The sequence below is a fragment of the Massilia sp. BHUDP2 genome, from assembly GCF_046236355.1.
Lineage (GTDB): Bacteria > Pseudomonadota > Gammaproteobacteria > Burkholderiales > Burkholderiaceae_D > Telluria > Telluria varians.
In genome coordinates this window covers 600,328-611,731 of record NZ_JBJUVW010000003.1, presented here as the reverse complement: position 1 = coordinate 611,731, position 11,404 = coordinate 600,328, and the positions used below count along the sequence as shown (strand labels likewise).

General features: G+C 66.4%; 12 protein-coding genes. 9 read left to right on the top strand and 3 right to left on the bottom strand.

Annotated features, from left to right (window positions below):
* Positions 1-10: 10 nt before the first annotated feature.
* A complete protein-coding gene (locus tag ACK6C6_RS19500; protein ID WP_409268835.1) occupies positions 11-943 on the bottom strand; it encodes a LysR substrate-binding domain-containing protein in 933 nt (310 codons plus the stop codon).
* Between the two features lie 73 nt (positions 944-1,016).
* On the opposite strand from ACK6C6_RS19500, the gene ACK6C6_RS19495 reads away from it, so the two are divergent.
* Positions 1,017-2,273: an HD-GYP domain-containing protein gene (locus ACK6C6_RS19495; protein ID WP_409268833.1), complete on the top strand. Its 1,257-nt coding sequence runs from the start codon at positions 1,017-1,019 to the stop codon at positions 2,271-2,273.
* 15 nt (positions 2,274-2,288) lie between these two features.
* Here ACK6C6_RS19495 and ACK6C6_RS19490 read toward each other — a convergent pair whose 3' ends face one another.
* Positions 2,289-3,029, bottom strand: a complete 741-nt coding sequence (locus tag ACK6C6_RS19490) for an SDR family oxidoreductase (protein ID WP_409268831.1) — start codon at positions 3,027-3,029, stop codon at positions 2,289-2,291.
* 75 nt (positions 3,030-3,104) lie between these two features.
* Between ACK6C6_RS19490 and ACK6C6_RS19485 the strand changes: the two genes are divergently transcribed.
* Positions 3,105-3,710 carry a 2-hydroxychromene-2-carboxylate isomerase gene (locus ACK6C6_RS19485; RefSeq protein WP_409268830.1) on the top strand — a complete coding sequence of 202 codons (606 nt, stop codon included), beginning with the start codon at positions 3,105-3,107 and terminating at the stop codon, positions 3,708-3,710.
* Here the strand turns inward: ACK6C6_RS19485 and ACK6C6_RS19480 are convergent.
* Positions 3,707-4,744 (bottom strand): GGDEF domain-containing protein, encoded by a 1,038-nt coding sequence (locus ACK6C6_RS19480; protein ID WP_036205992.1) that lies wholly within the window; start codon positions 4,742-4,744, stop codon positions 3,707-3,709. The two genes, ACK6C6_RS19485 and ACK6C6_RS19480, sit on opposite strands and share 4 nt — an antisense overlap.
* 378 nt (positions 4,745-5,122) lie before the next feature.
* On the opposite strand from ACK6C6_RS19480, the gene ACK6C6_RS19475 reads away from it, so the two are divergent.
* From ACK6C6_RS19475 to ACK6C6_RS19445, 7 genes are all read left to right on the top strand, one after another.
* A complete protein-coding gene (locus ACK6C6_RS19475) occupies positions 5,123-5,320 on the top strand; it encodes a Flp family type IVb pilin (RefSeq protein WP_036205990.1) in 198 nt (65 codons plus the stop codon).
* Between the two features lie 60 nt (positions 5,321-5,380).
* Positions 5,381-5,896, top strand: a complete 516-nt coding sequence (locus tag ACK6C6_RS19470; protein ID WP_209589497.1) for a prepilin peptidase — start codon at positions 5,381-5,383, stop codon at positions 5,894-5,896.
* A 123-nt stretch (positions 5,897-6,019) separates the two neighbouring features.
* Positions 6,020-7,402: an ATP-binding protein gene (locus ACK6C6_RS19465; RefSeq protein WP_409268827.1), complete on the top strand. Its 1,383-nt coding sequence runs from the start codon at positions 6,020-6,022 to the stop codon at positions 7,400-7,402.
* Entirely contained in the window at positions 7,399-8,256 is an 858-nt protein-coding gene (gene cpaB / locus ACK6C6_RS19460; RefSeq protein ID WP_409268826.1) for a Flp pilus assembly protein CpaB, read from the top strand. The genes ACK6C6_RS19465 and cpaB overlap by 4 nt, the downstream gene beginning before the upstream one ends.
* A 24-nt stretch (positions 8,257-8,280) precedes the next feature.
* Entirely contained in the window at positions 8,281-9,870 is a 1,590-nt protein-coding gene (locus ACK6C6_RS19455) for a type II and III secretion system protein family protein (RefSeq protein ID WP_409268825.1), read from the top strand.
* Positions 9,871-9,879: 9 nt separating this feature from the next.
* Positions 9,880-10,158 carry a hypothetical protein gene (locus ACK6C6_RS19450; RefSeq protein ID WP_036205986.1) on the top strand — a complete coding sequence of 93 codons (279 nt, stop codon included), beginning with the start codon at positions 9,880-9,882 and terminating at the stop codon, positions 10,156-10,158.
* A 47-nt stretch (positions 10,159-10,205) separates the two neighbouring features.
* On the top strand, positions 10,206-11,378 hold the full coding sequence (locus ACK6C6_RS19445) for a CpaE family protein (protein WP_409268823.1): 1,173 nt from the start codon (positions 10,206-10,208) through the stop codon (positions 11,376-11,378).
* Positions 11,379-11,404: the final 26 nt, after the last annotated feature.

Genomic DNA, 11,404 nt, shown 5'->3' with positions numbered 1-11,404 from the left:
CTGATGACCGTTATGCGACCAGCCGTGCACCCGGCCAGGCGCCACGTTCACACAGGTCTTCGGTCACTTCGCGCACCAGTTTCGCGATCGCCGCGGAGGCATTCGTCAGCGGGATATTCCGTGAGGCGCACAGGGTCACGCGGCGCGTCACCGCCGGCTCGCCCACCGGCCAGGCGGCCATCGCGCCGCGTTCGATGTCCGCCAGCAGCGGCGCGACCGGCAGCAGGGTGGCGCCCAGGTCGGCCAGCAGGGCGGAGCGCAGGATGGCGAGCGAATTGATTTCGAGGACAGTGCCGAGCGCCAGGCCGGCGCCTTGCGCCGCCTGCTCGACCAGCGGCCGCACGCCGTGCTGGCGCGCCGGCAGGATCAGGGTGCTGGCCAGGGCCTCGCGCAGGCTCAGCCTGTCCACCGTCGGTGCGAAGTTCGAGCCGGCCCGGCAGATGAACATCAGGTCTTCCTCGACCAGGGCGGTGGCGGTGAAATGCCCGGCCGGGACGACCTCGAACAGCACCGCCAGGTTCAGGCGGCCCGACTTGAGCTGTTCGGTGAGGCTGCCCGAGATTTCCTCGGTCAGTTGCAGGGTGATTTCCGGATACCTGGCCCGGGTGGCCTTCAGCAGCGGCAGCGCCAGCGCGCCCGAAATACTGTGCGGCAGGCCGAGCGACACGCTGCCCGAAGGCCGCGTGGTCGACTGCACCACCGCCGAACGGGCGTCGGCTACCTGCTTGAGGATGGCCTGCGCGTGTTCGTAAAAGATCTTGCCGGCGTCGGTGCTGACGACGCCATGAGCCGAGCGGTGCAGCAGCTGCGCGCCCAGTTCCTCTTCGAGCTGGCGCAGCTGCTGGGTCAAGGCCGGCTGCGCCACGTGCAGGACCAGCGCGGCGCGCGATAGCGAGCCGTGATCGACAATGGCGACGAAATACCGGAGTTGACGAAGTTCCATCCTGCAGTGTTGTGTCCAGAAAGCAACAAATAATGATTGTCTGCAACAAAATTGTTATACTGCCCCGCGGCCAATGGGCGCCGACATTATTACAGAGCAGAGTAGCGACATGTTGAAAAAGGTGGATGCCTCGCAGCTGAGGATTGGTATGTATATCCACGATCTCGATTGCGGCTGGATGGACCATCCCTTCGTGCGCGCCCGTTTCGAGCTCACCTCGGACGAAGAAATCTACAAGATCCGCAATGCCAAGATCCGCGCTGTCGTCATCGACTGCAGCAAGGGCCTGGACGTGGACGACGCGCCGACCCTGGCGCAGGCCGATGCCGCCACCGAAGCGGAAGTGACGGCGATCGCCGCCGCACCGCGGATCGTCACCCGTGTGTCCCTGGGTGAAGAGCTGCAGCGTGCCGCGCATGTCCGCAAGCAGGCCGCCGGCCTGGTACGCACCGTGATGGCCGACGCCCGCCTCGGCAAGGCCGTCGAGCTGGACAAGGTGGGGCCGGTCGTGGAGAGCGTGACCGAATCGATCCTGCGCAATTCCGGCGCGCTGCTCGGCCTCCTGCGCATCAAGAACAAGGACGACTACACCTTCCTGCATTCGGTCAGCGTGTGCGCGCTGCTGGTCGCGTTCTGCCGTTCGCGCAAGATGGACGAGGACACGATCTACCAGGCGGGCCTGGGCGGCCTGCTGCACGACACCGGCAAGGCGCTGGTGCCGGACAGCATCCTGAACAAGCAGGGCCGCCTGACCGACGAGGAATTCGACATCATCAAGCGCCACCCGCGCGACGGCTACGACATCCTGGCCAAGACCCCGGAGATCGGCCCGATCCCGCTCGACATCACGCTGCATCACCACGAGCGCCGCGACGGCAGCGGCTATCCGGACAAGCAGGGCGAAGGCAGCATCAGCGAACTGGCGCAGATGGCGGCGATCGTCGACGTCTACGACGCCATCACCTCGGACCGCTGCTACCACAAGGGCATGCCGGCGGCCGAAGCGCTGCGCAAGATCTACGAGTGGAGCAAGTTCCACTTCAACCCCACGCTGGTCCAGGAGTTCATGCGCTGTGTCGGCATCTACCCGGTCGGCACCCTGGTGCTGCTCGAATCCGGTCGCCTGGGCGTGGTGATCGAGCCGCACGAAACCAGCCTGCTCACGCCGAAGGTCAACGTGTTCTTCAGCACCAAGAACCAGACCTACATCAAGCCGCAGACCCTCGACCTGTCCAAGCCGCTCGGCTTCGGCGGCGGCGACAAGATCCTGCGTCACGAGTCGGCCGAGAAGTGGAACGTCAATCCGCTGCAGTTCATGAACATCGCCTGAGCTCCAGGCCGCGCCTTACAAGCCGCCCGCGCAGCGCAAGGTCGTCCCGGTGACGTAGGACGCGGCAGGCGACAGCATCCACAGCACCGCTTCCGCGATCTCGTCGGGCGTGGCCAGGCGACCCATCGGGATGGCCGGCGCCACGCGCTCCGGCCGGCCCGGCTCGCCGGCCGCCGCATGGATGCCGGTCAGCGTCGACCCGGGCGCCACCGCGCACACGCGGATACCCTCCGGCGCCATCTCGCGCGCCAGTCCCAGCGTGAAGGTCTCGACCGCCGCCTTGCTGGCGGCGTAGTGCACGTACTCGCGCGGGCTGCCGGTGCTGGCCGCGATCGAAGACAGGTTGACGATCACCCCGCGTGTGCCATGGCGCCGGAAGGCGTCGATCGCCGCGCGGCAGCAGTGCATGGTGCCGTACACGTTGGTGCGGAATACCGCTTCGATGGTGGCGGAATCGGTATCCATGAAGCGCGCGATGCGCCCCGTGATGCCGGCATTGTTGACCAGCGCCGCAGGTGGTCCGAGTTCCTGCTCGGTGCGCGCGAACAGCTGCGCCACTTCCGCTTCGGCCGCGACGTCGGCCTGGATCGCGGCAGCCTGCCCGCCATCGGCGCGGATCGCCGCCACCAGCGCCTGCGCCGCGGCTTCGTCATGACGGTAGTTGACCGCCACCGCATGGCCGCCGGCGGCCGCCTGCCTGGCGATGGCGGCGCCGATGCCGCGCCCGGCGCCTGTCACGATCAGTACCTTGCTCATCCCGACCCTCCTGTTGTGGTGGCAGGCAACTGCCTGCATACTCCTTGCACACTATACCAAGCGAGGAAGGCGGCCATGCACCCACCCATCGAGTTCTGGTTCGAGTTCGGCAGCAACTACAGCTACCTGTCGGCCATGCGCATCGAGGCGCTCGCACGTGCTGCCTTCGTGCCGCTGCACTGGAAGCCCTTCCTGCTGGGGCCGATCTTCCGTGAACTCGGCTGGCAAAGCTCGCCCTTCGCGGAGCAGAAGGAGAAGGGCGAGTACGTCTGGCGCGACATGGCGCGCCGCGCCGCGAAATACGGAATTCCTTTTACGCGTCCCTCGGCCTTCCCGCGCCGGGCCCTGCTGCCGATGCGGGTCGCGCTGCTCGGCGCGCAGCAAGCCTGGATGGGCGAATACTGCCGCCGCATCATGCTGCGCAACTGGTCCGAGGATGCCGACATCGACGACGCCGGCACCGTGCTGGCGGCGCTGGAGGGTCTGGTCGCCGAGCCGGAAGCGGTCCTGCGCGAGGCGGAAGGGGAGGCCAACAAGGCGGCGCTGCGCGCGCAGACCGCGGCCGCGCGGCGCCTTGGCATCTTCGGTGCGCCGAGCTTCATCGTGCAGGGCGAGCTGTTCTGGGGCGATGACCGCCTGGAGGACGCTCTCGAATTCGCGCAGGCCAGGCAGGCGACCTAGAAGAACTCGGCGGTGTCGTTGGTGGCGACGGTCTGCAGCAGGCCGTTCGCCACCAGCTCCTCGTAATGGCAGGCGCGGTTGCGGCCGTTGGCCTTGGCGAAGTACAGGGCCTGGTCCGCGTGGCCCAGGGTCACGACCGGCGAATCGGTGGCGCTGATGCTGGTGAAGCCGACGCTCACGGTGACGCGGCCTACCTGCGGGAACACGTGCGCCTCGACGTTGGTGCGGAAGCGGTCGATGATCTTGCGGGCATTCTCCAGCGTGGTCGAGCGCAGCAGCACCACGAACTCTTCGCCGCCGAAGCGGAATACGCGGTCCTGCGAACGGAACGAGGACTGCAGCAAGTTTGCGACCAGGATCAGCACTTCGTCGCCGTACAGGTGGCCGAAGCGGTCGTTCACCATCTTGAAATGGTCGACGTCGACCACGGCCAGCCACTGCTTTTCCTCGGCCCCGTGCTGGCGCCGTTCCAGCTGGCCCGGCACCAGGGGTTCGGTGTCGCCGCTGTGCAGCATGCGCGCCAGCTGGTCGTCGAAGGTCTTGCGGTTCAGGAGTCCGGTGAGCGAGTCGCGCTCGCTGTAGTCGAGCAGGTTCTGGAAATTGCGGTAGACGCCGACGATCCCGCTGATCGTGTAGATCGATTCGGCGGTGAAGCCTTGTGCGTGCACGATCTCGAGGCAGGTATCGGCCTTGTCGCCGAACCAGATCGGCAGCCACAGGCGGCGCAGGCCGTCGCTGCCCAGGCCTTCGGCACGCGAATCATGGTGTTCGAGGCAGTGTGCCAGTTCGGGAAAGGCCGAGAGCGGCTCGCCCGGGCTGCCGCCATCGTGCTGCTCTTCCGGGCAGGCGACCCCGCCGGCGCGGATGCAGGCGCGCGAACGCACGAATCTCTGCCCGCAGACCGTCGTGATGGTCAAGACCCGGGTCTGCAGCGCGCCCGCCAGTTCCTGTACCGCCGAAATCACGGAGATGTCGAGCATCGTGTGATCGCGGTGGCCAGTCATGTCCACCATGTGTCGCAGCAGGGAATCCATGTCGGTTTTTTTCAGAAACGCAGAGAAACTGAGTCACGCAAGAGCACGGTCGGGTCGGTAGTACGGCTGCCGCTTTTTTAGGCGGGCAAGAGGGACAGCATAAAGCGTTTTTGTATTGTAGGCAACTATTCTTAACAATATTTATCTTTTTAATGCCTGGAAGCTCATGCTTGGTGGCCGTCTGCTTGTGCATACGCAAGTCCATGCAGAAACAGAGCTTTCCACATGGCAAACTTGCCCGACGTCAACTTGCCGTGCGGCACTATTCGGTACAGTGAACTCACTGACAGACGCAGTCGAAAGCAGCAAAAGACGGGGCCCCGTCTGTCAGTAAGACCCGGTAGTCGTTGTTCCATCAACCATCACAAGGAGTTCATCATGAGCACCATTACCTCCGCCATCAAAACCTTCATTGCCGATGAAAACGGTGTGACGGCCATCGAATACGGCCTGATCGCTGCACTGGTCGGCATTGCGTTGGCAGGGGCGGCCGAGGCTCTCGGCGCTGATATTACCGCGCTGTTCAACAAGATTGGCGAAGAGCTGAATCCGACTCCGCCTGCAAGCGGCGGTTAATTATCGCTAACGCCCCCGGCGCCATCCGGCCCCGGGGGCTTTTTTTTTTGTGAGCCGATCATGGTTGTCGCCCCTTACCTCGACATACTGCTCCTGCTGCTCGTCGCCGTCGCTGCGATCAACGACCTCGCAAGCCGACGTATTCCGAATCTCCTGCTGCTGGCAGGCCTTATCGCCGCCTTGTCCCTTCACGCAGTATCACCGCAGCCCGGCGCAGCCTTGCTGGCCTGTTTCGGTGGCGCCGCCGTCGGACTGCTGGTTTTTCTTCCCTTCTACCTGATGCGCGGCATGGCCGCCGGCGACGTCAAGATGATGGCCACGGTAGGCGCCTTTACCGGTCCGGCAGCCGCCTTGCACATTGCGATCTTCGCCTGGTGCGCCGGCGGTGTCATGGCCCTGGCCTTCATCCTTTTCCAGGGCCGCTTGCGGCTGGCACTGACCAACGTCTGGAGCATGGTGCGCCAGGCTGCCTTGCGTTTTCCCATCACAAGAATGGAGGCGCAGCCGAGCGCCGGTTCCATACCTTACGGGGTCGCGATTGCCGCCGGAACGATCTACTTCCTGATGAGCCGTTAAGCGCTGTTTTTGCTGCTCCCCCTTCCTTGCCGGAAGTCAAACGGGGAGGGGGAAGCGATGGTTAGAATCAATTTAACAAATGTAAGAAATATCCGCACCTCATCAGGAGGTTTCCTTATGGAAGTGTTCTCACCACCCAGGGCAAGCGCTCCCTGCGACGCGCGGCCGGCAGCCGGAGCCGGCAGCGGGCCGGAGGCGGATCCCTCTCCCGTCCTGCCGCGCCAGCCGCGTACAGTGCGCGATATCGGCCTCGACCCGCGTCTGGTCACCGCACTCACGGTCAAGATCATGCATGCCAGCGGCAAGATTCCGTTATCGCTCCTTACCGGACGGCTGCGCCTGTCGGTCAGCGTGGTACGTGAAGTGCTGCAGGGGTTGGTTGCGGAGCAACTGGCCGAGGTGGCCTGGCAGGGCGATTCCGACATCGACGTGCATTACCAGCTGACCGCCTTCGGGCTGCGCGCCGCTGCCGAGTACCTGGCGGAATCGCGCTACATCGGGCCGGCCCCGGTAACGCTCGACGCTTACCGCGGCATGGTGGAAAAGCAGTCGCTGCGCCAGCCCGGCGCCCCCCACGTCACGCCCGCAGAGCTGCAGGCCACCCTGGCGGAGGACGGCATCGAGCCCGCGGTGCAGGAGCTGATCGGCGCGGCGCTGCATTCGAACCGTCCGCTGATGCTGTACGGACCTTCCGGCAGCGGCAAGACGACCTTGGCGCGCAAGTTCGCGCGGCTGCGCCAGGAGCCGGTGGCCATTCCGTACGCGGTGCTGGTCAATCACGAGATCGTGCAGATATACGCCCCCGACCTGCATCCCGCGCCGCTGCAGCCGCGCGCCCTGGAAGAACGGCGCAGCTGCGACGCGCGCTGGGCACTATGCCAGCGCCCGCTGGTGCACGTGGGCGCCGAACTGGCGCGCGACATGCTGGAACTGCGCATCGACGCCGCCAGCGGCGTGCTGCGCGCACCGCCACACTTGCTGGCTAACAATGGACTGCTCGTGCTCGACGACATCGGCCGCCAGCGGGTGCCGGCTGCCGAGGTGCTGCACCGCTGCCTGAGCGCGCTCGAGAGCGGCAATGACCATGTCGCGGTGCCGGGCGGGGCCAGCCATGCCCTGCCGTTCGACGTGTCCCTGGTACTGGTCACGAGCCTGGCGCCCCAGGCTGTGCTGGATGAATCCTGCATGCGCCGCGTCGGCTACCGGATTCCAGTGGGCCCGCTTTCCGAAGCCGGCTACCGCGCGCTGCTGCGGCGCCAGTGCCGGATGCGCGGCATCGAGGCCGACGACGACGCGGTCGATTACCTGATCAACGAACTGCACCGCCGCACCCGGCGTCCGTTGCTGGCTGCCTGGCCGCATGAGCTGCTGGGCCGGATTGCCGACTTCGCCGGGTTCGCCGACCACACGCCACGTCTCGACGTGAACAGCGTGGTCCAGGCGTGGAGCAGCCTGTTCGGTTCTTGCGCGGCGCTCGAACCCGGTAACCTGGGAGATGCTCGATGAAAAACAAGCGTGCCGTGATCGTGATGACGCTCGCGATCCTGTTCGGCCTGACGGCCGTCCTGCTGGCCTCGCGCTGGCTGCTGACACAACCAGCCAAGCGCGCCGATCACATCGTGGTGGCGGGGGCCGACATCAGCATCGGCCAGCGCCTGACGCCCGAGATGCTCAAGCTGGTCGAATGGCCGGCCCACAGCGTGCCGAAAGGCGCGTTCGACGATCCGCAGAAGCTTGGCGACCGGGTGCTCAAATCGAGCATCCTGATGGGTGAACCCCTGAGCGAGGCCAAGCTGGCCCCAGTCGGCACGGTGGGTGGCCTGTCGGCCCTGATCACCGAGGGCAAGCGCGCCATCACGGTCCGCGTGAACGACGTGATCGGCGTGGCCGGGTTCGCGCTGCCCGGCAACTACGTCGACATCATCGTCAGTACCCAGACCGAGACCAAGGCCCAGGACGGACAGCAACGCGAGCGCAGCATCTCCAAGATCGTGCTGGAGCGGATCCTGGTGCTGGCGGTGGCGCAGGAAGTCAACCGCGACGAGACCAAACCGAAGGTCGTGAATGCCGTCACGCTCGAAGTCACGCCCGAGCAGGCCGAAAAGCTCGACCTGGCGCGTAGCGTCGGCACCCTGTCGCTGGCGCTGCGCAACCAGATCGACCCGGCGCCGGCCGAGACCCTTGGCGCCACCAAGGAGAACCTGCTGCCGGCGCCGGACTCGCCCGTGCGGGCCGTGGCGATGCCGGTACGCGCACCCCGGCCGCAGGCGCAGGCGCCGCGTCCGGTCCCTGCAGCGGCACCGCGGCGTGACTGCGTCAAGGTCATCAATGGCCTGCACGCTTCACAAGAATGCTTCTGACCTTATCGATCCGGGATGGATGCCATGAACAGACGCCTCAATCTTGCACGGTTTGCCGCTGGCCTGGCGCTGGCCGCCGCCGCGCCTTCCCAAGCGGCTTCCGCAGCCAAGCCTGCAGCTGCCGCTCCCGCCAAACCAGCGGACAGTGCCGCTGCCAAACCGGCAGCCGCCAAGCAAGCGGAAACGCGTTCCCAGCCCGCGATGGGCTGCAGCGGCGAAGCCGCGCGCCCTGCCACGCTGTCGCTCAACATGGGCAAGTCCACCATGCTGCGCCTGCCCGAGCGGGTGCTCAACCGCAGCGTCGGCAATCCCGCGATCGTGCAGGCGATGCTGGTGTCGCCGGACACGCTGTACATCGCCGCTGTCGACGTCGGCACCACCAACATGATCGTGCAGGGAAAAAGCGGCTTGTGCAGCGTCGTCGACATCGTGGTCGCGATGGACCCCGCCGTATTGCAGGCGACCCTGGCCGCAGCGATGCCCGAGGAAAAGGATATCCGGGTGATGGCCGCCGCCGATTCGCTGGTGCTGACCGGCACCGTCAGCGACGCCGGCGCACTCACCCGCGCGGTCGAGCTGGCGACGGCGTATGTGCGGCGTCCGCTGCGCCAGCTGCCGTCCGCCGACAAGGCCAATGATAACGACGGCGTCATTCCACTGGCCAACAACAACGGCGGGGGCAGCGCCGGCGGCGCCGCCGCGGCAGCCACGCGCGTGATCAACCTGCTCAATGTGAGCGCTCCCCAGCAAGTGCAGCTTGAAGTCAAGGTAGCCGAGGTGTCGAAGACCCTGCTCGAGCGGCTCGAGACCGACGCGGCGTTCAGCTTCGGCTCGGGCAGCTGGACTACCCGGCTGGTGTCGAATTTCCTGACCGGACGGACAACCAACGGCATTCGCTTCGACAAGGATAACGGCAACCGGCTGGTGGGGGCGGCCGACAAGCAGGACGGCCTGGTGCGCGTGCTGGCCGAGCCGAACGTACTGGCCATCAGCGGCCAAGAGGGCACCTTCCTGGCCGGCGGCAAGTTTTACATCCCGGTCGCCCAGGACAACAACAAGGTCACGCTCGAGGAAAAGGAATTCGGTGTCGGCCTGCGCTTTACCCCGACCGTCCTGTCGGGGGGGCGCATCAACCTGAAGGTGGCGCCGGAAGTGTCCGAGCTGTCGCGCGAAGGGATCGGCGTGTCGGCGTTCGGCATTACCGGCAGTTCGATCCTGCCGGTCGTGACCACGCGCCGCGCCAGCACCACCGTGCAGCTGTATGACGGCCAGAGCTTCGCCATCGGCGGCCTGGTGAAGAACAACCTGGTGGCCAGCCTGAAGGGCCTGCCGATGCTGGGCGAAGTCCCGGTGCTGGGCGCGCTGTTCCGCAGCACCGACTTCCAGCAGGACCGCACCGAACTGGTGTTCGTGATCACCGCGCGGCTGGTCAAGCCGATCGCGGGCGCCGGTTATTCGCTGCCGACCGACAAGGTGGGCATACCGACGCGTGGCGAGGTGATGCTCGGCGGCCGCCTCGAGGGCGATGCCCCGGCCGCGACCACTGCCGCCGCGTCCACGCTGCAAGTCGCGCCCCCCGCTGCGCAGACCGCCGGCGGCTTCGAACTCAAATAGGAGGCATCCGTGAAGAACCCGACCTACTTTCTGCTGCCGGCGCTGGTGGCCGCCTGTCTGCAGGGCTGCATGCATACCACGCCGGAGTGGGACAGGCAATTCGGCACCGCCACGCGCGCCAACCTGGCCGTCCAGGTGCTCGACCCGGCCGCGGCCAGCAACCGCGATCCTGCCGTCGGGGTGGACGGCCGCGCGGCCAAGGGAGCGCATGAGCGCTACCAGCGCAGCTTCGCCCAGCCGGAAGCGGCACCGGCGCCGATCTTCGTCACCGCTGGCAGCGTGCGATGAGCGCCTGCCTTCCACTTTGACCAGATGCGCCAGCAACGAGGCCCGCCATGAAAGCGCTACTTATCAGCCGCGACAGCCAGCTCTATGCGGAGATCGCCTCCCAGGGGGCGGCCCGCGTGCCGCCGCTGAACCTCGGTGCCGTTCGCGCCAGCCTGCGCGAGGCACTCGACCGCCCCGAAGCCGACACCCCGCAGCTGGTCATCATCGACGCCACCCAGACCGAACCCTCGGAAGCCCCCCTGCTTGAACGCCTTGGCCGCCAGTATCCCGAAGCCCATCTGATGCTGCTGACCGACCATAACCATCCGGACCTCCTGATCCACGCCATGCGCGCCGGCGTGCGCGAAGTGCTGCAGCTGCCTCTGGTGCACCGTGCCTTTCACGAGTCGATGGACCGCATTTCGGCCGCGGCCGGGGTGTCGGGCCTGCGCGACGGGAAGATCCTCGCCTTCATCGCCTGCAAGGGCGGCAGCGGCGCCACCTTCATCTCGACCAATTTCGGCTACGCGCTCGCCACCCTGGCCGCCAAGAAGGTGCTGTTGATCGATCTGCACGGCCAGTTCGGCGACGCCGCGTTGTACGTGTCCGACCAGAAGCCGAGCATGACCCTGTCCGACGTCTGCGCCCAGATCGCGCGCGTGGACGGGCCCTTCCTCGATTCCTGCGTGGTCCATGTGACCCCGGGCTTTGGCGTGCTGGCAGCGGCCGACGACGCCGCCCACGCAAAGGAAGCCAAGCCGGAGCACATCGACACCATCCTGCGCGTCGCGCGCCAGCACTACGACTACGTGCTGCTCGACGTCGGCCGCCAGATCGACGCGGTGTCGCTGCGCGCCCTCGACGTCACCGACACGATTTATCCCGTGCTGCAGCTGGCGCTGCCCGATATCCGCGACGCGCGCCGCCTGCTCGACATCTTCCGCTCGCTCGGCTACGTGCTGGACCACATCCGCCTGATCGTCAACCGCTACGAAAAGGGCGGCAAGCTGCGCCTGCAGGACCTGCACGCGGCCTTGGGGTGCGAAGTGGTGCACACCTTCCCCAACGACTACGTCGCCGTCACCGACTCGGTCAACCAGGGCGTCCCGGTGCTGCAGCTGTCGCGCTCGAGCGCGGCCGCGCGCAGCCTGGCCGACATGGTCGAACTGGTGACGACGCGGCGCGTCCAGGAGAGCAGGGGACTGCTCGACCGCCTGTTCGGCCGCGGCGAAGACGACTGATCAACACGAAACAGAACGACACGGAG

Excerpts from the sequence above, each read along its gene's own strand:
- ACK6C6_RS19500 (WP_409268835.1), bottom strand. The coding sequence starts at position 943 with ATGGAACTTCGTCAACTCCGGTATTTCGTCGCCATTGTCGATCACGGC.
- ACK6C6_RS19495 (WP_409268833.1), top strand. The coding sequence starts at position 1,017 with ATGGGCGCCGACATTATTACAGAGCAGAGTAGCGACATGTTGAAAAAG.
- ACK6C6_RS19490 (WP_409268831.1), bottom strand. The coding sequence starts at position 3,029 with ATGAGCAAGGTACTGATCGTGACAGGCGCCGGGCGCGGCATCGGCGCC.
- ACK6C6_RS19485 (WP_409268830.1), top strand. The coding sequence starts at position 3,105 with ATGCACCCACCCATCGAGTTCTGGTTCGAGTTCGGCAGCAACTACAGC.
- ACK6C6_RS19480 (WP_036205992.1), bottom strand. The coding sequence starts at position 4,744 with ATGGATTCCCTGCTGCGACACATGGTGGACATGACTGGCCACCGCGAT.
- ACK6C6_RS19475 (WP_036205990.1), top strand. The coding sequence starts at position 5,123 with ATGAGCACCATTACCTCCGCCATCAAAACCTTCATTGCCGATGAAAAC.
- ACK6C6_RS19470 (WP_209589497.1), top strand. The coding sequence starts at position 5,381 with ATGGTTGTCGCCCCTTACCTCGACATACTGCTCCTGCTGCTCGTCGCC.
- cpaB (WP_409268826.1), top strand. The coding sequence starts at position 7,399 with ATGAAAAACAAGCGTGCCGTGATCGTGATGACGCTCGCGATCCTGTTC.
- ACK6C6_RS19455 (WP_409268825.1), top strand. The coding sequence starts at position 8,281 with ATGAACAGACGCCTCAATCTTGCACGGTTTGCCGCTGGCCTGGCGCTG.
- ACK6C6_RS19445 (WP_409268823.1), top strand. The coding sequence starts at position 10,206 with ATGAAAGCGCTACTTATCAGCCGCGACAGCCAGCTCTATGCGGAGATC.